The following is a 21,679-nucleotide window of genomic DNA, read 5'->3' as shown; positions in this document are numbered from 1 at the left end:
ATCGTCGCTCCGGGGCACGGCGAGAAGGGCCATCCATGGCCCTGCGCGCCTCTCGCGGCATCCATGCCGCTCGGCCTCCTGAAGGGGCGCTTGGCGCGGGGTCATCTTCCCTGTTTCGTTTGGGCATCAGGACTGCTTCGCGCCTGCCGGCGCGTGTCACCCCTCGCCCGCTTGCGGGAGAGGGGCGGGGGGGAGGGCGGTACCGAACCCTTTCGGTGTGTTCCTGAGCACGTTGGCGTTGATGCTGTAGCCCTGGCTGATCGGGACTCTGGTTCCTATTCCTTCCGATGGGCGCGGGAGGTAGGAAAACTCGAGCTCGACTCCCTCGACCCCGCTCAGGTAGCGACCGGGTGTAGCGGCAGGCGTCAGGGTGGTTGAAGCCTCCTTGTGCAGGTCGCTCGGTAAGCCCTGGGTAAATAGCCGGTAAATTGGCTTTGCCTTCTGCTTTCAAGTGCTTATCGTTCACGCTCTCGCAGATTCCGACCTCAATCATGTCCCCGACTCTTTCGAACTCCCCGAATTCCCGTTCCCTCCGTAACTGGCTGGCCATCGCGGTCGCCTTGCTGGCGCTCGTGCTGCTGATCTGGTGGTTCTGGCCGGAATCCGCCGCCAAGCCCCAGCAGCAGGGCAGGGGCGGCGCTGGCCGACCTGGCTTCGGCGCCTTCGCCGGGCCGGTGCCGGTGCGCGTGGCCACCATCACCCAGGGAGATTTCCCGGTGTACCTCAAGGCGCTCGGCACGGTCACCGCGCTGAACACGGTGAACGTGCGCGGCCGGGTCGACGGCGAGCTGGTCAAGCTGCAGTTCGAGGAAGGCCAGCAGGTCAAGGCCGGCGACCTGCTGGCGGTGATCGACCCGCGTCCCTTCCAGGTGGCCCTGCAACAGGCCGAAGGCACCCTGGCGCAGAACCGCGCCCAGTTGAAGAACGCCGAGATCGACCTGGCGCGCTACCGCGGCTTGTATGCCGAGGACAGCATCGCCAAGCAGACCCTGGACACCCAGGAAGCCCTGGTGAACCAGTATCGCGGCACCCTCAAGACCGACGAGGCGGCGGTGGCCGAGGCCAAGCTGAATCTCGGCTTCACCCAGGTACGCGCGCCCATCGCCGGCCGTCTCGGCCTGCGCCAGGTGGACGTGGGCAACCTGGTCAGCAGCGGCGACACCACGCCGCTGGTGGTCATCACCCAGACCCAGCCCATCAGCGTCGCCTTCACCCTGCCCGAAGGCCAACTGCCGGCGGTGGTCGGTCCCTTCCGCGCAGGCCAGCCCCTGGTAGTGGAAGCCTGGGATCGCGACGACAAGCGCCTGCAAGCCCAGGGCGTGCTGCAAAGCCTGGACAACCAGATCGACACCGCCACCGGCACCCTCAAGCTGAAGGCGCGCTTCGCCAACGACGACGAGTCGCTGTTCCCCAACCAGTTCGTCAACGTGCGCCTGCGCGCCGAGCTGCTGCCCCAGGCCGTGCTGATCCCCTCGGCGGCCGTGCAGTTCGGCAGCCAGGGCACCTTCGCCTACGTGATGGACGGCGAGAAGAAGGTGAAGGTGCGCAAGCTCGAAACCGGCCCGGACGACGGCGAGCGCACCGTGGTCAAGAGTGGCCTGAAGCCCGGCGAGCGGGTGGTGCTGGAAGGCACCGACCGCCTGCGCGACGGCAGCGAGGTGGAAGTGGTGCACGACGCCGACGAGGTTCCCGTGCAGCCCACCGAGCAACTCCAGGGCACCAAGCCTGAAGGCCAGGGCGCGAAAGGCGGCGTATGAACCTCTCCCGTCTGTTCATTCTCAGGCCAGTCGCCACCACCCTGAGCATGCTGGCGATCCTGCTCGCCGGCCTGATCGCCTACCGCCTGCTGCCGGTTTCCGCGCTGCCCGAGGTGGACTACCCGACCATCCGCGTCCTCACCCTGTACCCGGGCGCCAGCCCGGAGGTGATGGCCAGTGCCGTCACCGCGCCCCTGGAGCGCCAGTTCGGACAGATGCCGGGCCTGACCCAGATGTCGTCCACCAGTTCCGGCGGCGCCTCGGTGATCACCCTGCGCTTCAGCCTGGAAGTGAAGCTGGACGTGGCCGAGCAGGAGGTCCAGGCGGCCATCAACGCGGCCAGCAACCTGCTGCCCAACGACCTGCCGGCGCCACCGGTGTACAACAAGGTCAACCCCGCCGACACCCCGGTGCTGACCCTGGCCATCAGCAGCAAGACCATGCCGCTGCCCAAGCTGCATAACCTGGTGGACACGCGCATGGCGCAGAAGCTGGCGCAGATCAATGGCGTCGGCATGGTCAGCATCGCCGGCGGCCAGCGCCAGGCCGTGCGCATTCGCGTCAACCCGGAGGCCCTGGCGGCCAACGGCCTGAGCCTGTCCGACGTGCGCAGCCTGGTGGGCGCTTCCAACGTCAACCAGCCCAAGGGCAACTTCGACGGCCCGACCCGCGTGTCCATGCTGGACGCCAACGACCAGCTGAAATCCGCCGAGGAATACGCCAACCTCATCCTCGCCTACAACAATGGCGCCGCCCTGCGCCTGAAGGACGTCGCCGAGATAGTCGACGGCGCCGAGAACGAACGCCTGGCCGCCTGGGCCAACCAGAACGAAGCGGTACTGGTGAATATCCAGCGCCAGCCCGGCGCCAACGTGATCGAGGTGGTGGACCGCATCCAGGCGATGTTGCCGGCGCTCAACGCCAACCTGCCGGCCGGTATCGAAGTGGTGGTGCTCACCGACCGCACCCAGACCATCCGCGCCGCCATCACCGATGTGCAGTACGAACTGTTCCTCGCCATCGCCCTGGTGGTGATGGTGACCTTCCTGTTCCTGCGCCGCCTGAGCGCCACCATCATTCCGTCCATCGCCGTGCCGCTGTCCCTGGTGGGCACCTTCGCGGTGATGTACCTGGCGGGCTTCTCCATCAACAACCTGACCCTGATGGCCCTGACCATCGCCACCGGCTTCGTGGTGGACGACGCCATCGTCATGCTGGAGAACATCGCCCGCCACCTGGAGGAGGGCGAGACGCCGCTGAATGCCGCGCTCAAGGGCGCCCGGCAGATCGGCTTCACCCTGATCTCGCTGACCTTCTCGCTGATCGCGGTGCTGATCCCGCTGCTGTTCATGGCCGATGTGGTGGGCCGGCTGTTCCGCGAGTTCGCCATCACCCTGGCGGTGGCCATCCTGATTTCCCTGGTGGTGTCCCTGACCCTGACGCCGATGATGTGCGCGCGCCTGCTCAAGCGGGAAAAGCCGGAAGAGCAGGGCGGTTTCTACAAGGCCAGCGGTGCCTTCATCGACGGCATGATCGCCCGCTACGGCCAGGGCCTGACCTGGGTACTCAAACACCAGGGCCTGACCCTGCTGGTGGCCGTGGGCACCCTGGCGCTCACCGTGGTGCTCTACCTCGCCGTACCCAAGGGCTTCTTCCCGGTACAGGACACCGGTGTCATCCAGGGCATCACCGAGGCGCCGCAATCGGTGTCCTTCCGCGCCATGAGCGAGCGCCAGCAGAAGGTCGCCGCGCTGATCCTCCAGGACCCGGCCGTGGCCAGCCTGACCTCCTACATAGGCGTGGACGGCGACAACGTCACCCTCAACAGCGGCCGCATGCTGATCAACCTCAAGCCCCACGGCGAGCGTGACGTCACCGCCAGCGAGGTGATCCAGCGCCTGCAGCCCGAGCTGGACAAGCAGACCGACATCCGCCTCTACCTGCAACCGGTGCAGGACCTGACCATCGAGGACCGGGTCAGCCGCACCCAGTTCCAGTTCAGCATGGAGTCCCCCGACGCCGACCTGCTCAACGGGTGGACCGGCAAGCTGGTGACCGCCCTGCGCCAGCGGCCGGAGCTGTCCGACGTGGCCAGCGACCTGCAGGACAAAGGCCTGCAGGTGTACCTGAACATCGACCGCGACATGGCCGGGCGCCTCGGCGTGGAGATTTCCACCATCACCGACGCCCTCTACGACGCCTTCGGCCAGCGGCAGATCTCCACCATCTTCACCCAGGCCAGCCAGTACCGCGTGGTGCTGGAGTCCGCCCCCGGCGAGCGTATCGGCCCGCAGGCGCTGGAGCAGATCCACGTCGCCACCAGCGCCGGCACCCAGGTGCGCCTCTCGGCCCTGGCCAAGGTGGAGGAGCGCCAGGCGCAACTGGCGATCAACCATATCGGCCAGTTCCCGGCGGTAACCCTGTCGTTCAACCTGGCCCCCGGCGTCGCCCTGGGCGAGGCGGTGGCGGTGATCGAGCGGGTGCAGCAGGAGATCGGCATGCCCGAGGGCATCCAGACCCGCTTCCAGGGTGCGGCGGCGGCCTTCGAGGCCTCGCTGTCGAGCACCCTGCTGCTGATCCTCGCCGCGGTGGTGACCATGTACATCGTGCTGGGCGTGCTCTACGAGAGCTACATCCACCCGATCACCATCCTCTCCACCTTGCCCTCGGCGGGCGTCGGCGCCTTGCTGGCGCTGCTGCTCACCGGCAACGACCTGGGCCTGATCGCCATCATCGGCATCATCCTGCTGATCGGCATCGTGAAGAAGAACGCGATCATGATGATCGACTTCGCCCTGGACGCCGAACGCAACCAGGGCATGAGCCCGGAGGCGGCCATCTACCAGGCCGCGCTGCTGCGCTTCCGGCCGATCCTGATGACTACCTTGGCGGCCCTGTTCGGCGCGGTGCCGCTGATGCTCGCCAGCGGTTCCGGTGCCGAGCTGCGCCAGCCCCTGGGCCTGGTGATGGTCGGCGGCTTGCTGCTGTCCCAGGTGCTGACCCTGTTCACCACCCCGGTGATCTACCTGGCCTTCGATCGCCTGTCGCGGCGCTTCACCGGCCGCAGTGCGGCGGGGGTGGCGGTATGAGCCACTGCCTCGCACCGACAGGCTCCCCTCTCCCGTTTACGGGAGAGGGGCTGGGGGAGAGGGGATAGACCATGAACCTCTCCGCCCCCTTCATCCACCGCCCGGTGGCCACCATGTTGCTGAGCCTGGCGATCCTGCTGATGGGCATCGTCAGCTTCGGCCTGCTGCCGGTGTCGCCGCTGCCGCAGATGGACTTCCCGGTGATCACCGTGCAGGCCAGCCTGCCCGGCGCCAGCCCGGAGATCATGGCCTCCAGCGTCACCACGCCGCTGGAGCGGTCCCTCGGCACCATCGCCGGCATCAACCAGATGACCAGCCGCACCAGCCAGGGCTCGACGCGGATCATCGTGCAGTTCGACCTGGACCGTGACATCAATGGCGCCGCCCGCGACGTGCAGGCGGCCATCAACGCCTCGCGCAACCTGTTGCCCAGCGGCATGCGCAGCATGCCCACCTACAAGAAGGTCAACCCGTCCCAGGCGCCGATCATGGTGCTGTCGCTGACCTCCGACGTGCTGGAGAAGGGCCAGCTCTACGACCTGGCCTCCACCATCCTGGCCCAGAGCCTGTCCCAGGTGCGCGGCGTGGGCGAGGTGCAGATCGGCGGCAGCTCGCTGCCGGCGGTGCGTGTTGAGCTGGAACCGCAATTGCTGACCCAGTACGGCCTGGCCCTGGACGACGTGCGCAACGCCATCTCGGCCGCCAACCAGCGCCGCCCCATGGGCGCCGTGGAAGACGCCGGCCGCCATTGGCAGGTGGGCGCCAACGACCAGCTGGAGAAGGCCGCCGACTACGCGCCGCTGATCATCCGCCACCAGGACGGCGCGTCCCTGCGCCTGGGCGATGTGGCCAAGGTCCGCGATGCGGTGGAAGACCGCTACAACAGCGGCTTCTTCAACGACGACTCGGCCGTGCTGCTGGTGATCAACCGCCAGGCCGGCGCCAACATCATCGAGACCATCGAAAGCATCAAGCAGCAACTGCCCGCTTTGCAGGCGGTGCTGCCGGCCAGCGTCAAGCTGGACCTGGCCATGGACCGCTCGCCGGTGATCCGCGCCACCCTGCACGAGGCCGAGCGCACCCTGCTGATCGCCGTGGCCCTGGTGATACTGGTGGTCTACCTGTTCCTCGGCAACCTGCGTGCCTCGCTGATCCCGGCGCTGGCGGTGCCGGTGTCCCTGGTGGGCACCTTCGCCGTGATGTACCTGATGGGCTTCTCCCTCAACGTGCTCTCGCTGATGGCGCTGATCCTCGCCGCCGGCCTGGTGGTGGACGACGCCATCGTGGTGCTGGAGAACATCTCGCGGCACATCAACAACGGCATGGCGCCCTTCAAGGCGGCCCTGCAGGGCACCCGCGAGGTGGGCTTCACCCTGCTGTCGATGAACCTCTCGCTGGTGGCGGTGTTCGTCTCCATCCTGTTCATGGGCGGCATCATCGACCGGTTGTTCCGCGAGTTCTCCCTGACCCTGGCGGTGGCCATCCTGGTGTCGCTGCTGGTGTCCCTGACCCTCACGCCCATGCTCTGCGCGCGCTGGCTGAAGCCCCATGTGCCGGACCAGGACAGCCGCCTGCAGCGCTGGAGCGAGGCGCTGCACACGCGCATGGTCGGCGCCTACGACCGCACCCTCGGCATCGCCCTGCGCCATCCGCGCCTGACGCTCCTGAGCCTGCTGCTGACCATCGGCTGCAACGTCGCCCTCTATGTGCTGGTGCCCAAGACCTTCCTGCCCCAGCAGGACACCGGCCAGCTGATCGGTTTCATCCGGGGCGACGACGGACTGTCCTTCTCGGTGATGCAGCCGAAGATGGAAATCTTCCGCCGCGCGGTGCTGAAAGACCCGGCGGTGGAAAGCGTGGCCGGCTTCATCGGTGGCGGCGGTGGCATCAACAACGCCTTCATGATCGTGCGCCTGAAGCCCATCAAGGATCGCGGCATCTCGGCGCAGAAGGTCATCGAGCGCCTGCGCGCCAACCTGCCCAAGGTCCCCGGCGGCCGGCTGATGCTGATGGCCGACCAGGACCTGCAGTTCGGTGGCGGCCGCGAGCAGCGCAGCTCCCAGTACGAATACGTGTTGCAGAGCGGCGAACTGGCGGACCTGCGCACCTGGGCGCCGAAAGTCACCGCCGCGCTCAAGGCCCTGCCGGAGCTCACCGCCATCGACGCCAACGAAGGCGAGGGCGCCCAGCAGGTCACCCTGCAGGTGAACCGCGACACCGCCAAGCGCCTGGGCGTGGACATGGCCATGGTCAGCTCGGCACTGAACAACGCCTACAGCCAGCGGCAGATTTCCACCATCTACGACAGCCTGAACCAGTACCAGGTGGTGATGGAGGTCAACCCGAAATACGCCCGGGACCCGGAAACCCTCAAGCAGGTCCAGCTGATCACCGCTGATGGCCAGCGGGTGCCGCTGTCCAGCTTCGCCAGTTACGAGCGCAGCCTGGAGGAAGACCGGGTCAACCACGAGGGCCAGTTCGCCTCCGAGAGCATCGCCTTCGACCTGGCGCCCGGCGTGAGCCTGGACAAGGCCACGGTGGCCATCGAGCACGCGGTGGCCGCCATCGGCCTGCCCAGCTCGGTGATCGCCCGCATGGGCGGCAGCGCCGACGCCTTCCAGAGCACCCAGCAGAACCAGCCGTGGATGATCCTCGCCGCCCTGGTGCTGGTGTACCTGGTGCTGGGGATTCTCTACGAGAGCTACATCCACCCGCTGACCATCCTCTCGACGCTGCCGTCGGCCGGTGTTGGCGCGCTGCTGGCGATCCTGCTCACCGGCGGGGAGTTCAGCCTTATCTCGCTGCTGGGGTTGTTCCTGCTGATCGGCGTGGTGAAGAAGAACGCCATCATGATGATCGACCTGGCCCTGCAGCTGGAACGCCATGACGGGCTGTCCCCGGACGAATCCATTCGCCAGGCCTGCCTGCTGCGCCTGCGGCCGATCCTGATGACCACCATCGCGGCCATCCTCGGCGCCGTACCGCTGCTCATTGGCGGCACCGAGGGCGCGGAAATGCGCCAGCCGCTGGGCATCGCCATCATTGGCGGCCTGGTGCTGAGCCAGTTGCTGACCCTCTACACCACCCCCGTGGTCTACCTCTACCTCGACCGCCTGCGCCATCGCTTCAACCGCTGGCGCGGCGTGCGTACCGACGCCGCTCTGGAAACATCCCTATGATCACCGCCGCCCACTCCCTGAATCCCCTGCGTCGCGCACTGGCCCTGGCGCTCGCCGGCCTGCTGCTCGGTGGCTGCGCCATAGGCCCGGACTACCAGCGTCCGGAGCAGAGCGTGCCCGTCCAGTTCAAGCATGCCGAAGGCTGGTCCCTGGCCAGCCCGGCGGACCTGGGGCACCGTGGCCGCTGGTGGGAGCTCTACGACGACGCCACCCTCAACGAGCTGCAGCAGCGCCTGGAAACCTCCAACCAGACCCTGGCCCAGTCGGTGGCCCAGTACCGCCAGGCCCAGGCCCTGGCCCGTGGCGCCCGCGCGTCGTTCTTCCCCTCGGTGGGCCTCTCCACCGGCAAGACCCGTTCCGGCCAGGGCGGCGGCGACAGCACCGTGCGCCTGGCCGACGGCTCCACCGTCACCAGCTCCGGAGGCGGCGGCGTGTCCAAGAGCTACGACGCCAACCTCGGGGTGAACTGGGAGGTCGACCTCTGGGGCAAGCTGCGCCGGCAGCTGGAGTCCGACACCGCAGGCATGGAAGCCAGCGCCGCGGACCTCGCCGCCGCGCGCCTCAGCCTGCAATCGGAACTGGCGCAGAACTACCTGCAGTTGCGGGTGCTGGATGCCCAGAAGCGCCTGCTGGAAGAAACCATCGCCGCCTACCAGCGCTCCCTGACCCTCACCCAGAACCAGTACCGCGCCGGGATAGTCACCAAGGCCGATGTGGCCCAGGCCACCACCCAGCTGAAGACCACCCAGGCCCAGGCCATCGACCTCAAGTACCAGCGCGCCCAGCTGGAAAACGCCATCGCCGTGCTGATCGGGGTGCCCCCGGCCGAGTTCAGCCTGGCCGAGGTGGACAGCGTGCCGGCCTTGCCGACCATACCGACCCTGCTGCCTTCGCAGTTGCTGGAGCGCCGTCCGGATGTCGCCTCGGCCGAACGCCAGGTGATGTCGGCCAACGCCCAGATCGGCGTGGCCAAGTCCGCCTACTTCCCCAGCCTCAACCTGAGCGCCGCCGGCGGTTACCGCAGCGGCAGCCTGAGCGACTGGATCACCACGCCGAACCGCTTCTGGTCCATCGGCCCCGAGTTCGCCATGACCCTGTTCGACGGCGGCCTGATCCGTTCCCAGGTGGCCCAGGCCGAAGCCAGCTACGACCAGACCGTGGCCGCCTACCGGCAGACCGTGCTCGACAGCTTCCGCGAAGCCGAGGACTACATGGTCCAGCTCGATGTGCTGGAGGAAGAGAGCGGGGTGCAGCTGGAAGCCCTGGAAGCCGCCCGCGAAGCCCTGCGCCTGGTGACCAACCAGTACAAGGCCGGCACCCTCGACTTCAACAGCGTGGTCAACAACCAGGCGACCGCCCTCAACAGCGAACGCACCGTCCTGACCCTGGCCGGCAGCCGCCTGACCACCAGCGTCCAGCTCATCGCCGCCCTGGGCGGCGGCTGGGACCAGGCGCAGCTGGAGCAGGTGGATTCGGATTCGGAGCAGTTGCCCTGACAGCCCGTGGTTGGTGCGGGCTGGATCGTAGGATGGGTTGAGGTACGAAACCCATCGGACGGGGTTGATGGGTTTCGCAGGCTCGCGGATCGCCGCCCGACCCATCCTACGAAATACGGGGCTCGTTTGTAGGATGTGGTTGAGCGCAGCGATACCCATCGGCTTCGACGAACATCATGGGTATCGCAAGCTCAGCGGATCGCCGCCCGACCCATCCTACGAAGGTTGCACCGGCACCTCGCAGAGCGCCTTCAGGCGCTCCGCCAGTTCATCCGCCGCCTTGCCCAACCCCGGCCTGCCATACAGCGCCAGGCGCAATCCCTGGATTTCCGGCAACCCCGCATCGGTGAGCAGCCGGTGCTCCGGCCCCAGCACCCGCAGGGGCAGCAGGCTGACGCCGAGGCCCGCCGACACCGCCGCGCGTACGCTGGCCAGGCTGGCGCTGGAGTAGGCGATGCGCCAGCGTCGCCCCTGCACGTCGAGGCCATGGAGCATCTCGTTGCGGTACAGGCCGCCGCTGGGAAACACCACCAGGGGCAAGGGTTCGCGACCGTAGGCCGGGCGGCTGGCGCTATCGACCCAGCCCAGGGGCTCCGGCCAGGACGCCAGGCTGTCGCCGTCTTCGCCCATGCGCTTGATCAGCAGAAGGTCGAACTCCCCACCCTGATACAGCCGCAGCAGCTCGGGGCTGAGCCCGCTGGTCACCTCCAGGCGCACGCCGGGGTGCGCGGCGGAAAATTCCGCCAGTACTGGCATCAACCGCTCGGCGGCGAAGTCCTCCGGTACGCCGAGACGCAACACGCCGCTGCCCGGCTGATGGCGCAAGACCTCGGCGGCTTCGTCCTGCAGGGCGAGGATGCGCCGGGCGTAGCCCAGCAACTGCTCGCCCTCGGCGGTCGCCACCACCTGGCGCTGGCTGCGGTCCAGCAGGCGGCAACCGAGGCTTTCCTCCAGCCGGCGCAGTTGCTGGCTGACGGTGGACTGGGTGAGGTGCAGGCGCTCGGCCGCGCGGGTGAAGTTGCCGCAGTCGGCCACGGCCACGAAGCTGCGGAGGAGGAGGGGATCGAACATGTAAGTATTCCGATGTCCACTGGTATGCATGGTTATATTTAATTTCATAATACCTGACCAGATGGACATAATTTCGCCCATTCCACCCAACCTGGAGGCGAGCCATGAAAACCCGACTCATCCCCGTACTTTTCCTCGCTGGCGGCCTGTTGGCTGGCCAGGCCAAGGCTGCCGACGACGCGCCCCAACGCCTGCTGCAGGCGGCCGGCGCAGGTGACCTGGGCACGGTCGAACGGCTCTTGCAGCAGGGCGTGGCGGTGGATGTGCGTGACGGCCAGGGCAATACGCCGCTGCTGCTGGCCACCGCCGGGAACCGGGTCGAGGTGGCGCGCCGGCTGATCGACGCCGGGGCCGACGTCAACCTGCAGAACCGTATCCAGGACAGCGCCTACCTGCTGGCCGGTGCCAGCGGCCACCAGGAGATCCTCGAACTGACCCTCGCCCATGGCGCCGACCTGCGCAGCACCAACCGCTACGGCGGCACCGCGCTGATCCCGGCCTGCGAGCGCGGCCATGTGGACACCGTGCGCAGCCTGATCGCCGCCGGCGTCGACGTCGACCACGTCAACCGGCTCGGCTGGACCTGCCTGATCGAGGCCGTGGTGCTGGGCGACGGCAGCCTGCCGTTCCAGCGCATCGTCGACCTGCTGATCGCCGCCGATGCCGACCTCGACCTGCCCGACAAGAACGGCGTCACTTCCCTGCAACATGCCGAGCAACGCGGCCAGCGGGATGTCGCCGCCAAGCTGCGCGCCGCCGGCGCCCGCTGAATGATGGAGCACAACATGTCTGATGATCTGGACTACCTGGAACAGGCCGTGGATCTCGCGCGGCAGAACGTGGAGCAGGGTGGCCGCCCCTTCGGCGCCGTGCTCGTGAAGGACGGCCGGGTGCTGGCCCGAGGGGTGAACGAGATCCACCTCAATGGCGACCCCAGCGCCCACGCCGAACTCCAGGCGATCCGCCTCGCCAGCCGCGAACTCGGCCCGCGCCTGGACGGCTGCGTGATCTATGCCAGCGGCCAGCCGTGCCCCATGTGCCTGGCGGCCATGCATATGTGCGGCGTGACGCGGGTGGTGTTCGCCGCGGCCAACGCCCAGGGCGAGCCCTTCGGCCTTTCCACCGCAGCCGTCTACCAGCAGATGACGCTGCCCCTGGACCAGCAGGCACTGGAGATCCGTCACCTGCCGCAAGCGGCCATGGGCGACATCTATTCCCGTTGGAAAGCCCTGAATGCCGCGCGCTGAACCGCAGCCGAACCTCGGCGCCTGGGCGCTGCTGGTGGTCCTGGGGCTGAACCTGCGGCCCATCCTCGCCTCCGTCAGCCCATTGCTGGCGGATATCCGCGAGGCCACCGGCATGGGCTTCCAGACCGCCGCCTTGCTGACCACGCTGCCGGTGATCTGCATGGGCCTGGTGGCGCTGTTGAGCAATCGCCTGAACGCGCTGGGCGAGCATCGTGGCATCGGCCTCGGCCTGGGGCTGATCGCCTCGGCCTGCCTGGCGCGGCTGCTCTGCGGCCAGGCCGGGCCGCTGCTCGCCACCGCTTTGCTGGGGGGCGCAGGCGTGGCACTGATCCAGGTGTTGCTACCGGGGGTGATCAAACGTCGCTTCGAGGGCCGCGTGGCCCTGGCCATGGGCGTCTATTCGGCCTCCCTGATGGGCGGTGGCGGCCTGGCGGCGCTGTTCAGCCCGTTGCTGGCGCACCACTTCCAGCATTGGCAGGTAGGCCTGGGCCTGTGGCTGGTGCCGGCGCTGCTGGCCCTGCTGCTCTGGCTGGCGCGTCCGCTGCCGAGCCCGGCCCCGGCCGTTCCCGGACGGGCCACCGGCTTGCTCCGCCAACGCCGCGCCTGGTTGCTGGCGGTGTATTTCGGCCTGGTGAACTGCGGCTACATGAGCATGGTCGCCTGGCTGCCGGCCTACTACCAGCAGCTGGGCTGGAGCCCCACCCGCAGTGGTTCGTTGCTGGCCTTCATGACCATTTTCCAGGTGCTCGCGGCGTTGACCATGCCCGCCTTGGCGCAGCGCAGCATCGACCGACGACCACTGCTGTCGGTGAGCCTGATCGCCCAGGCGCTGGGCTTCGCCGGCCTGATCTGGGCGCCGGTGGAGCTGTTCGCGCTCTGGGTGGCGCTGATCGGCTTCGGCCTGGGCGCCTGCTTCGCCCTGAGCCTGATCCTCACCCTCGACCACCGCGCCGACCCGCGCGAGGCCGGCCAACTGGCGGCCTTCGTGCAGGGCGTGGGCTTCCTGATCAACGCCGTGTCGCCCTGGCTCAGCGGCTGGCTGCGGGAGCTGACCGGCGGCTTCGCGGCCTCCTGGCTGGTGCTGCTGGTGGGCGTGCTGCTGATGCTCGGCCTGACCCGGGTGTTCAGCCCCGTCAGCTATCGGCCGCTGGCGAAGTCGATGGTGAAACAGGCTACGAACTGGTAGGAGCCCACCTCGGGCTCCCGGCCCCCGGATAACCGGTCCCGCACGGCGCGCCAACTGCGGCTATACCCACTGAAAGGTCCCACACGCGGCACCAGCCGTGGCTTCGAGGGCCTGTCCGGGAGAGCCGCATGTCAGAAACTGCCAAAACCGCAATAGTCACGGGTGCGTCCCGGGGTATCGGCGCCGCCATTGCCAGGCGCCTGGCCGCCGAGGGCATCCAGGTAGTGGTCAATTACGCGTCGCGGCCGGAAGCCGCGGAGCAGGTGGTGGATGACATACGTCGAGCCGGGGGCAAGGCCTACCCCGTGCTGGCCGACGTCAGCGACCCGGTGGCGGTCGCGGTGCTCTTCGACCAGACGGAGATGGAGTTCGGCGACATCGATATCCTGGTGAACAATGCCGGGGTGATCCAGCCCGGCCTGGTGCCCCTGGCCGATACCGACATCGCGCTCTACGACCGCTTGTTCGCGATCAATACGCGCGGCACCTTCAACACCCTGAAACTGGCGGCCACCCGCCTGCGCAGCGGTGGGCGCATCGTCAACCTCTCGAGCAGCGTGGTGGATATGCGCCTGCCGGGCTACGCCGCCTACGCCGCGTCCAAGGCGGCGGTGGAAACCATGAGCGCGATCTTCGCCCGCGAACTGCGCGGGCGGAACATCTCGGTGAACTGCGTGGCGCCGGGACCGACGGCCACCAATCTGTTTCTCGAAGGCAAGCCCCAGGGACTGGTGGAGCGCCTGACCCGCCAGGCCCCGCTGGAGCGCCTGGGCAACCCCGAGGACATCGCCAACCTGGTGGCCTTCCTGGTGGGGCCGGAAGGCTCCTGGGTCAATGGCCAGACGATTCGCGCCAACGGCGGCATCATCTGAGTGATCGGGAGGCCGTCATGAAGGGCTACCAGCTCACCCTCTACACCCAGCAGAACCGCCGGCACCAGGGGCGGATGCTGGCCGACTGGATAGTCGGCGTGGCCATGGAAATGGGCCTGCGTGGCGCCACCCTGGTCTCCGGTATCGAGGGCTTCGGCCACACCGGGCAGTTGCATTCCCGTCACTTCTTCGAGATGGCCGACCAGCCGATGCTGATCCTGCTGGCCCTCACCGAGGCTGAATGCGACGCCCTGCTCAAGCGCCTGGAGGAGGAAGGCGTGACGCTGTTCTACGTTCGCGTGCCCGCCGAGTTCGGCCTGCTGGGCGCGCCGCTGGATACCTGAGCCGGGGCTCTGCGACAATCGGCGCCTTTCCCAGGCCAAGACCCCGCCATGAACCCCGAAGACCTGCTGCTCCTGGTCACCCGCGAAATGCCCTACGGCAAGTACAAGGGCCGCCTGCTCGCCGACCTGCCCGGGCACTACCTCAACTGGTTCGCCCGTGAGGGTTTCCCCAAGGGGGAGATCGGCCGCTTGCTGATGCTGATGCAGGAGATCGACCACAACGGCCTCAAGCCGCTGCTGGAGCCGCTGCGCAAGAAGCGCTGAGGCCGTAGGTTGTGGCTGAGCGACGCGAAGCCCAACACCCTGCCTTCCCCTCGTTGGGCCGCGCTGCGCTTGGCCGCAACCTACAGGTATGGTCCTACGAGCGCCGGCCCGCCAGCGACGGTTGCTCGCCATAGAGGCGCTTGAACAGCGAGGAGAAATGGCTGGAGCTGGCAAAGCCCAGGTCCAGCGCCAGGGTGGTGATGCTCTGTTGCGGGTCCTGCTTGAGCCGGCGCCGCGCCTCGGCCAGGCGCAGGGAGAGGAAGAACTGCTGGGGCGTGGCCTGGGCGATCTGCCGGAAGCAGTACTGCAGGGTGCGGTGGCTGGTGTTGAGCGCCTGGCACAGCTCCAGCATGGACAGCGGCAGGTCGAGGTTGGCCTGCATGATCTCCACCGCCGCCAGCACCAGGCGCCGGCGTTGCTCCAGGGAGCGGGGCAGGGTGGCGCCGCTGTGGCCGGGGCCGCGCAGCACTTCGTCCAGTCCTTGCAGGGTGTAGTCCAGCGCCGACATCACGGTGCGCACGCTCTGTTCGGCGGAGCGCGGGTCGCACTCGGCGCGCTCGAAGGCGCCGATGGAGGCGCAGAGGTCCTGGCGCAGGCCCTGGGCGGCCAGGGGCGAGATGTCCAGGCGGCTGCGGCCGAGGGCCTGTTCCAGGCGTTCCTGTTCTTCCGCGCCAAGCAGTCGGGCCAGCAATTCACGGTCCACCGTCAGTCCGAGCATGCCGATCTCGCCGGAGGCGCAGATCTCCATTTCCCGACCGCCTTCCAGCACCAGCAGGGTGTCGTGGCGCAGCGCGCCGCCGTTGAACAGCGAGTCGTCGCCCACTTGCAGCGGCAGGCCGAACACCACCTGGCCCGTCGGCGGCGTCATGTTCTCGTGCAGGTGCAGGTTGGAGTGCTCGTAGATCAGCGAGGCGCCCGCCAACTGGATATGCACCAGTTCGGCGTGCAGCCGGCCACGGCCCAGTTGGGTGTAGTCCTGGCTCCAGCCGGCCAGGGCGCCGGCCAGCTCGTCGGAGTCGGATGCCTGGTGTCGGGCAATGCCTGTCATGGTGGTTCACCTGTGGATCGCGGCCGGTGGACGCTCCGCACCATCATGGCGGAGCGTCGCGCGGTTGGCTTTGACCTGCGCGCCAGGCCCTTGTGCGTCCCTGCCAGGCGCTGGCGCGGCGATCAACGGCGCTGGTCGAGGTAGGCCCGCGCCAGGCGGCAAGCCCGTTCCACCAGCAGGGGGCCCAGTTCCTCGGCTGTGCGGCTCTCCCGCCGGGTGTGGATCCAGCCCAGGTAGGTGAGGCCCCGCAGGGCGAGGAACAACGGCAGGGTGGCGCGGTCGTCCGCGCCCAGCGGTTTCACCGAATGGTAGCCGGCCAGCAGCGCCGCCTGGATTTCGGTGTAGCGCGGATCGTCCAGGCAGAAGTACAGCGCCGTGGCCAACTCGAACATGTGCCAGCCGAAGCCGGCGTCGTCGAAGTCGATCAGGTGCAGCTGGGCGTCGTCCAGCAACAGGTTCTCCGGGACCAGGTCGGCGTGGATCATGCCGAAGTTGTCCAGGCTGCGGCCGTAGCGGCGCAGGTCGACACGGGCGGCCTGGCGGGTGGCCTGCAGCAGGTCGCGCTGGGCGTCGTCGAGCAGGTCGAGTTCCCAGTACGGCCCCCAGAAGGGCCGTTGGCCCACCAGGCCTTCTTCGTCCCAGGCGTGGCGACTGAATGCGTTGGGCTGCTCCCAGCGGGCGGAACTCTGGTGGATGCGTGCGGCCACCGCGCCGGTGTCGAAGAACAGCCCGGCCACGTCGGTCTCCACCTCCAGGCCGTGCTCGGCCGAACCGATGCTGGCGCCGCCCAGCCAGCCGAGCATGTCGACATAGCGGGCTTCGTCCAGCTCGTCGCTGTGCACCCGGGTCAGGTGCTCGCCGTCGCGGGTACGGATGATCTGCGGCACGCGGATGCCGTCGGCGGCCAGGGCTTCCATCCACTGCAGCTCGGAGCGCAGGGCCTCTTCCGAGTGGTAGCCGTCGCGGTGCACGCGCAGGGCGCAACGTCCGCCGTCGCTGCGGGTGGCGCAGAACACTGCGTTCTCGCGGTACTTGATCAGGTCGAGGCCGACGAAGTCGCCGTCCCACTGGCGCAGCGCGGCCAGGGCCAGGCGTTGCAGGCTGGCCACCTGCTGCTCGTGGTCGAGGGTATTGAAATGACTCATGGCACTGACCTCAGAGTTCGCCCAGGACGCTGTCCAGGGTGTCGATGAACAGGTCCGCGTCGCTGCGGGAGAACACCAGCGGCGGACGGATCTTCAGCAGGTTGTCGTCGGGGCCGATCTTGCTGATCAGCACGCCGCGCTCGCGCATCTGGTTGACCAGGCGCCGCGCTTCGGGACCGGCCGCTGCCTTGGTATTGCGGTCGCGCACCAGTTCCACGGCGTAGAACAGGCCGGTGCCGCGCACGTCGCCGATGATCGAGTGCCGGCCGGCCAGGCGCTCCAGGCCGGCCGCCAGGTGCGCGCCCACCTCGCGGGCGTTGCGCAGCAGCTGCTCGTCCTCGATCACCGAGAGCACCGCGTCGCCCACGGCGGCGGCCACCGGCGAACCGCCGAAGGTGTTGAAGTAGAGGTTGCGTCCGCCGAAGGCCTCGACCCGCTCGCGGCTGGCCACCAGCCCGGCCAGGGGGAAACCGTTGCCCATGGGCTTGCCCAGGGTGACGATGTCCGGCACCACGGCGTGGGCCTGGTGGCCCCACATGTGCTTGCCGGTGCGGCCGAAGCCGGCCTGCACTTCGTCGACGATCAGCAGGCCGCCGGCCTCGTGCACCAGCGCGGCGATGCGCTCGACGTAGCCGGCGGGCAGGCGCGGCAGCCCTTCGTTGGCGAACAGGGTGTCGATCAGCATTGCCGCCAGCTGCACGCCCTGGGCCTGGAGCGACTCGATGGCCTCGGCCACGCGGGCGACGTACTGGTCGGCCAGCTCGCTGGCCGAGGTGCCGGCCGGCGCCCGGTACAGGCAGGGGATGGGCACCGCCCGGGCGAACGGCGAAAAGGGCTCGGAACTGGGCAGGGCGGTGGTCACTTCGGCCAGGCAAGTGGTGTTGCCGTGGTAGTTGTAGTTGCTGACGATCACCCCCTTGCCGCCGGTGCAGAAGCGCGCCATGCGCAGGGCCAGTTCGTTGGCCTCGCTGCCGGTGCAGGTGAACATCGCGCAGTCCAGCGCGGGGGCGAACGTGGCGGTCAGGCGCTCGGCATAACCGACGATGCGTTCGTTCAGGTAGCGGGTATGGATGTTCAGGGTCGCCGCCTGGCTTGCCATGGCCTCCACCACGCGGGGGTGGCAGTGGCCGACGCAGGGCACGTTGTTGTAGACGTCCAGGTAGCGCTTGCCGGCGTCGTCATGGAGCCACACACCCTGGCCGCTCACCAGGTTCAGTGGCTGGTCGTAGAACAGCGGCGACTGGTCGCCCATGGCGCGGTGGCGACGTTGCAGCAGGGTCTGTTCAGACATGGTCGGGGTTCTCCGAAACGATGGGTTTGGCGACGCGCGCGGCGCGCACCAGGTAGTTGATGACCAGGGCCACCGCGAGCAGGCCGAGGGCGCTGAGCATTTCGATCTCGAGCTGGAAGCAGGCGGCGATCACCACCAGGGTCAGCAGCATGCCCAGGCCTGCGATCAGCGGGCCGCCGGGCAGGCGGAAGGGGCGCGGCAGGTGCGCATGGCTGCGACGCATGCGGATGTAGGCGGCGAACAGGAACAGGTGGCAGCTGCACAGCAGCAGGACCACGCAGAGCAGGAGCTTTTCCGGGCTGACCAGGGTCAGCGGCAGGCCGATGGCGGCCAGGCTCTGCAGGGCCACATGGGGCGAGCCACGGCGGTTGGTGCGCGCCAGGGCGGCGGGGAGATAACCGTCGCGGGCCAGGGCGAAGAGCTGGCGGGACGCGGAATAGACCACCGAGAAGAAGGTCGCCAGCAGGCCGCAGATGGCGCCGATGCCGACCAGGCGCGCCAGCCAGCTGGAGGCGTCGTAGCCACCGCTGTGGGTCATGGCGGCGTACAGCGGGTCCGCTGCCGTGCCCACCACCTGCACACCGGCGGCGCCGGGAGCGCAGATCAGCACGGTGATGGCGGTGAGCAGCAGGGTGGCGACCGCCGCCAGGATGCCGCGGGACATGGCCCGGCCCGGATCGGCCGCTTCCTCGGCGGCGGAGCTGACCTGCTCGATGCAGATGAACATCCAGATGGCGAAGGGCACGCAGGCGAAGACGCCGTGCAGGCTGACCGATTCACTGAAGCCACCGGCGCCCAGCAGGTTGGCGGTGTCCAGTTGCGGCAGCATGGCGCCGCCGAACACCAGCAGGGTCACGGCGGCGACGGCCCCGGCCAGCAGGGTGACGCCGAGGGCCTCGCCCACGCCGCGGATATGGATGCCGATGATCAGGGCGAACAGCGCCACCTTCACCGGCCAGCCACCGAAGCCGAACACCGACTCCATATAGGACGCCACGAAGGTGGCGGCGGCGCCGGTGCCGATGGTCAGCGCCAGGGCGCAGGCCGAGCCCACCAGGTAGCCGACGAAGGGGCCGAAGGCGCTTTGTGCATAGGCGAACACACCGCCGGCATGGGGCATGGCCGTGGACAGTTCGCTGATGCACAGCGCCAGTCCGCAGCTCAGCGCCGCCATCAGCAGGGTGGCCAGGAGCATGTTGGCCCAGCCGTTGTCGGCGAGGCCGAAGTTCCAACCGGAGAATTGGCCGGCGATTACCAGGGAGATGCCGAGCCCCGCGATCTGGGGCCAGCCGAGTACAGCTTTCTTGAGCATGGCGGTATGTCCTTCTTGTTTTTGTGTAGGCGGCACAGGCGCGGGCGGTCGGTGCCGGGTGCGCTGACGTTAAGGCGGGGACGGAGGGGGCGATATAAGGAATGCGCAAAGTGCGCGGGGGAGCGCAATCCGGTGCGGATCAGTTCAGGCGACGACGCCTGACCGCCAGCAACACCAGGGCCGCCACGCAGAAGGCCGCGCCGGCAAGGAAGGTGCTGGCCGCCCCCTGGCTCTGCCACAGCCAGCCCGCCAGGACGCTCGCCACCAGCAGGGCGGCGCCGCTGGCGAGGTTGAACAGGCCGAAGGCGGTGCCCTTGAGGTGCCCGGGCGTGGTTGCGGCCACCAGGGCGGCGAGGATGCCCTGGCTGAAGCCCATGTGCAGACCCCAGAACGCCACCCCGAGCAAGAGCGGGAGCGGCGAGTCGGCCCGGGCCAGCAGCAGGTCGGCGATGATCAGCAGGACCAGGGAGAAAGCCAGCAGCCGAGTTGGCGCGATGCGGTCGGCGTACTTGCCGGCGGGGTAGGCCGAGAGCATGTAGACGCCGGCCATCACCACCATCACCAGGGGCACCCAGGTGGCGGGCAAGCCCGCGTCCTGGGCGCGCAACACCAGGAACGCCTCGCTGAAACGGGCCAGGCTGAACAGGGCGCCCAGGCCCACCACCCACCAGTAGGCCGCCGGGAAGTCACGCCAGGCCCGCCAAGTGATGGGCGATCGCAGGCGCTGGGAGGCTTGCGTACCGGCCGGCTCCTGCACGCCGAACAGGATCAGGCCCACCGACAGCAGCGCCGGCAGCACGGCGAACCAGAGCACCAGGGCGATATCGCCGGCCAGGGCGATCATCAGCAGGATGGCCAGCAAGGGGCCGAGAAAGGCGCCCACGCTGTCCATGGCCTGGCGCAGGCCGAAGCAGGCTCCGCGAATCCGCGCCGGGGCCACGTCGGCCACCAGCGCATCACGGGGCGCGCCACGGATTCCCTTGCCGACCCGGTCCAGCAGGCGCGCGAACAGCACCTGATCGGCCGAGGCGGCGAGGGGGAACAGCGGCTTGGTCAGCGCCGCCAGGCCATAGCCGAACAGCACCAGGCCCTTGCGCTTGCCCAGGTAGTCGCTGATGGCGCCGGAGAACACCTTGACGATCATCGCGGTGGCCTCGGCCAGGCCTTCGATCAGGCCGACCGCGAGCATGCTGGCACCGAGGCTGCCCACCAGGAACAGCGGCAACAGGCTGTGCACCAGCTCGGAGGACAGGTCCATGAACAGGCTGACGAAGCCCAGGGCCCAGACCGTACGCGGGATGCGTGATGCGAGGGTGGTAGCGGGCATGTCCCTGTCCTGTGACGGCCTCTGGATTCAGTAGGATGGGTTGAGCCTGCGATACCCATCGACCGATGTGATGGGTATCGCTCCGCTCAACCCATCCTACGGTCCTACGTTCTGGATTCAGGTTAGGCGCGAATTGGTCGGGGACGCGATGAGCATTCGTGGATGGGAGTCGATGGGTATCGCTCCGCTCAGCGGAACGCCGCCCGCCCCATCTCCTGCGAACTCGGGGCTTCTCGTCCGGATCGGTAGCCCGGATGCAATCCGGGAGCGGTATGCACCCTTGTCCCCGGATTTCATCCGGGCTACGAACCTGCGATCTACGCGGGGCTGCCATCCCGCTCGGCGAGGCGGTAGCCGACGCCGTGGATGGTGTGCAGCAGGGGCCGGGCAAAGGGCTTGTCGAGCACCTGGCGCAACTGGTGGATATGGCTGCGCAGGCTGTCGCTGTCCGGGCAGTTGTCGCCCCAGAGCGCCTCTTCCAGCACTTCCCGGCGCACCACCGCAGGGCTCTTGCGCATCAGGATGCCCAGCAGCTTGTGGCCGATGGGGTTGAGCTTGAGCGCCTGGCTCGAGCGCGTGGCTTCCAGGGTGTCGAGGTCGTAGCTGAGGTCGGAGACCTGCAGCCTGGACTTGCGCCCGCCATGGCTGCGGCGCACCACGGCCTCGATGCGGGCGACCAGTTCGGAGAGGGCGAAGGGCTTGACCAGGTAGTCGTCGGCGCCGGATTTCAGCCCGGCCAGGCGGTCGTCCAGGGTGTCGCGGGCGGTGAGCATGATGATCGGCGTGTCCTTGCGCGCCTCCTGGCGCAGGCGGCTGCACAGTTGCAGGCCGTCCATGCCGGGCAGCATCAGGTCGAGCACGATCAGGTCGTAGTGCTGGGTGGTGGCCAGGTGCAGGCCGGTCAGCCCGTCCTGGGCGCAGTCCACGCCGTAGCCCTTGAGCTGGAGGTAGTCCAGTACGTTGGCCAGGATGTCCCGGTTGTCTTCGATGACCAAGATGCGCAAATCGATTCCCCTGTCCGGCGCCTGCGCGCCGTTGATGATTTTTTCAC

At 68.3% G+C, this 21,679-nt stretch carries 17 protein-coding genes; 10 read left to right on the top strand and 7 right to left on the bottom strand.

Annotation, left to right across the window (positions count from 1 at the left end; translation table 11 throughout):
• The first annotated feature begins 491 nt into the window (after positions 1–491).
• The 4 genes from PCA10_RS15985 (at position 492) to PCA10_RS15970 (ending at position 9,521) form a co-directional block, all read left to right on the top strand.
• Positions 492–1,757, top strand: coding sequence for an MdtA/MuxA family multidrug efflux RND transporter periplasmic adaptor subunit (locus PCA10_RS15985; RefSeq protein WP_016493105.1), 1,266 nt, complete (start codon positions 492–494; stop codon positions 1,755–1,757).
• Complete coding sequence (locus tag PCA10_RS15980) at positions 1,754–4,846, top strand: MdtB/MuxB family multidrug efflux RND transporter permease subunit (RefSeq protein WP_016493104.1); 3,093 nt, start codon at positions 1,754–1,756, stop codon at positions 4,844–4,846. The genes PCA10_RS15985 and PCA10_RS15980 overlap by 4 nt, the downstream gene beginning before the upstream one ends.
• Positions 4,847–4,917: 71 nt before the next feature.
• On the top strand, positions 4,918–8,025 hold the full coding sequence (locus PCA10_RS15975; protein ID WP_016493103.1) for a multidrug efflux RND transporter permease subunit: 3,108 nt from the start codon (positions 4,918–4,920) through the stop codon (positions 8,023–8,025).
• Positions 8,022–9,521, top strand: coding sequence for an efflux transporter outer membrane subunit (locus PCA10_RS15970; RefSeq protein ID WP_016493102.1), 1,500 nt, complete (start codon positions 8,022–8,024; stop codon positions 9,519–9,521). Before PCA10_RS15975 ends, PCA10_RS15970 begins: the two co-directional genes overlap by 4 nt.
• A 216-nt stretch (positions 9,522–9,737) precedes the next feature.
• Here the strand turns inward: PCA10_RS15970 and PCA10_RS15965 are convergent, their stop codons facing one another.
• Positions 9,738–10,592 carry a LysR substrate-binding domain-containing protein gene (locus PCA10_RS15965; RefSeq protein WP_016493101.1) on the bottom strand — a complete coding sequence of 285 codons (855 nt, stop codon included), beginning with the start codon at positions 10,590–10,592 and terminating at the stop codon, positions 9,738–9,740.
• A gap of 104 nt (positions 10,593–10,696) precedes the next feature.
• On the opposite strand from PCA10_RS15965, the gene PCA10_RS15960 reads away from it, so the two are divergent.
• From PCA10_RS15960 to PCA10_RS15935, 6 genes are all read left to right on the top strand, one after another.
• Positions 10,697–11,362 (top strand): ankyrin repeat domain-containing protein, encoded by a 666-nt coding sequence (locus PCA10_RS15960; protein WP_016493100.1) that lies wholly within the window; start codon positions 10,697–10,699, stop codon positions 11,360–11,362.
• A gap of 15 nt (positions 11,363–11,377) precedes the next feature.
• Positions 11,378–11,839 (top strand): nucleoside deaminase, encoded by a 462-nt coding sequence (locus PCA10_RS15955; protein ID WP_016493099.1) that lies wholly within the window; start codon positions 11,378–11,380, stop codon positions 11,837–11,839.
• A complete protein-coding gene (locus PCA10_RS15950) occupies positions 11,826–13,025 on the top strand; it encodes a CynX/NimT family MFS transporter (RefSeq protein WP_016493098.1) in 1,200 nt (399 codons plus the stop codon). The genes PCA10_RS15955 and PCA10_RS15950 overlap by 14 nt, the downstream gene beginning before the upstream one ends.
• A 128-nt stretch (positions 13,026–13,153) precedes the next feature.
• On the top strand, positions 13,154–13,897 hold the full coding sequence (locus PCA10_RS15945; protein ID WP_016493097.1) for an SDR family oxidoreductase: 744 nt from the start codon (positions 13,154–13,156) through the stop codon (positions 13,895–13,897).
• Between the two features lie 17 nt (positions 13,898–13,914).
• Entirely contained in the window at positions 13,915–14,241 is a 327-nt protein-coding gene (locus PCA10_RS15940; RefSeq protein ID WP_016493096.1) for a DUF190 domain-containing protein, read from the top strand.
• Between the two features lie 48 nt (positions 14,242–14,289).
• Entirely contained in the window at positions 14,290–14,505 is a 216-nt protein-coding gene (locus tag PCA10_RS15935; protein WP_016493095.1) for a DUF3820 family protein, read from the top strand.
• A gap of 94 nt (positions 14,506–14,599) precedes the next feature.
• On the opposite strand, the gene PCA10_RS15930 is transcribed toward PCA10_RS15935, so the two are convergent.
• The 6 genes from PCA10_RS15930 to PCA10_RS15905 all read right to left on the bottom strand — a co-directional run bounded on the left by PCA10_RS15930 (position 14,600) and on the right by PCA10_RS15905 (position 21,632).
• Positions 14,600–15,553 (bottom strand): helix-turn-helix domain-containing protein, encoded by a 954-nt coding sequence (locus tag PCA10_RS15930; protein WP_016493094.1) that lies wholly within the window; start codon positions 15,551–15,553, stop codon positions 14,600–14,602.
• 122 nt (positions 15,554–15,675) lie between these two features.
• A complete protein-coding gene (locus tag PCA10_RS15925) occupies positions 15,676–16,698 on the bottom strand; it encodes a phosphotransferase enzyme family protein (protein WP_016493093.1) in 1,023 nt (340 codons plus the stop codon).
• A 10-nt stretch (positions 16,699–16,708) separates the two neighbouring features.
• Positions 16,709–17,989, bottom strand: a complete 1,281-nt coding sequence (locus PCA10_RS15920) for an aspartate aminotransferase family protein (protein ID WP_016493092.1) — start codon at positions 17,987–17,989, stop codon at positions 16,709–16,711.
• The gene (locus tag PCA10_RS15915) at positions 17,982–19,301 is read right to left on the bottom strand and encodes an amino acid permease (RefSeq protein ID WP_016493091.1); all 1,320 of its coding nucleotides are present in this window, start codon (positions 19,299–19,301) and stop codon (positions 17,982–17,984) included. The genes PCA10_RS15920 and PCA10_RS15915 overlap by 8 nt, the downstream gene beginning before the upstream one ends.
• Positions 19,302–19,440: 139 nt before the next feature.
• A complete protein-coding gene (locus PCA10_RS15910; RefSeq protein ID WP_016493090.1) occupies positions 19,441–20,628 on the bottom strand; it encodes an MFS transporter in 1,188 nt (395 codons plus the stop codon).
• Between the two features lie 317 nt (positions 20,629–20,945).
• A complete protein-coding gene (locus tag PCA10_RS15905; RefSeq protein ID WP_016493089.1) occupies positions 20,946–21,632 on the bottom strand; it encodes a response regulator transcription factor in 687 nt (228 codons plus the stop codon).
• Positions 21,633–21,679: the final 47 nt, after the last annotated feature.

Source organism: Pseudomonas resinovorans NBRC 106553 (assembly GCF_000412695.1).
GTDB lineage: Bacteria > Pseudomonadota > Gammaproteobacteria > Pseudomonadales > Pseudomonadaceae > Metapseudomonas > Metapseudomonas resinovorans_A.
The sequence above is the reverse complement of the archived record's forward strand: the minus strand, read 5'-3'. Positions and strand labels throughout refer to the sequence as shown.

Bases quoted from the DNA above. Each gene is read 5' to 3' on its own strand.
- PCA10_RS15985 (WP_016493105.1), top strand. From the start codon at position 492: ATGTCCCCGACTCTTTCGAACTCCCCGAATTCCCGTTCCCTCCGTAAC.
- PCA10_RS15980 (WP_016493104.1), top strand. From the start codon at position 1,754: ATGAACCTCTCCCGTCTGTTCATTCTCAGGCCAGTCGCCACCACCCTG.
- PCA10_RS15975 (WP_016493103.1), top strand. From the start codon at position 4,918: ATGAACCTCTCCGCCCCCTTCATCCACCGCCCGGTGGCCACCATGTTG.
- PCA10_RS15970 (WP_016493102.1), top strand. From the start codon at position 8,022: ATGATCACCGCCGCCCACTCCCTGAATCCCCTGCGTCGCGCACTGGCC.
- PCA10_RS15965 (WP_016493101.1), bottom strand. From the start codon at position 10,592: ATGTTCGATCCCCTCCTCCTCCGCAGCTTCGTGGCCGTGGCCGACTGC.
- PCA10_RS15960 (WP_016493100.1), top strand. From the start codon at position 10,697: ATGAAAACCCGACTCATCCCCGTACTTTTCCTCGCTGGCGGCCTGTTG.
- PCA10_RS15955 (WP_016493099.1), top strand. From the start codon at position 11,378: ATGTCTGATGATCTGGACTACCTGGAACAGGCCGTGGATCTCGCGCGG.
- PCA10_RS15950 (WP_016493098.1), top strand. From the start codon at position 11,826: ATGCCGCGCGCTGAACCGCAGCCGAACCTCGGCGCCTGGGCGCTGCTG.
- PCA10_RS15945 (WP_016493097.1), top strand. From the start codon at position 13,154: ATGTCAGAAACTGCCAAAACCGCAATAGTCACGGGTGCGTCCCGGGGT.
- PCA10_RS15940 (WP_016493096.1), top strand. From the start codon at position 13,915: ATGAAGGGCTACCAGCTCACCCTCTACACCCAGCAGAACCGCCGGCAC.
- PCA10_RS15935 (WP_016493095.1), top strand. From the start codon at position 14,290: ATGAACCCCGAAGACCTGCTGCTCCTGGTCACCCGCGAAATGCCCTAC.
- PCA10_RS15930 (WP_016493094.1), bottom strand. From the start codon at position 15,553: ATGACAGGCATTGCCCGACACCAGGCATCCGACTCCGACGAGCTGGCC.
- PCA10_RS15925 (WP_016493093.1), bottom strand. From the start codon at position 16,698: ATGAGTCATTTCAATACCCTCGACCACGAGCAGCAGGTGGCCAGCCTG.
- PCA10_RS15920 (WP_016493092.1), bottom strand. From the start codon at position 17,989: ATGTCTGAACAGACCCTGCTGCAACGTCGCCACCGCGCCATGGGCGAC.
- PCA10_RS15915 (WP_016493091.1), bottom strand. From the start codon at position 19,301: ATGCTCAAGAAAGCTGTACTCGGCTGGCCCCAGATCGCGGGGCTCGGC.
- PCA10_RS15910 (WP_016493090.1), bottom strand. From the start codon at position 20,628: ATGCCCGCTACCACCCTCGCATCACGCATCCCGCGTACGGTCTGGGCC.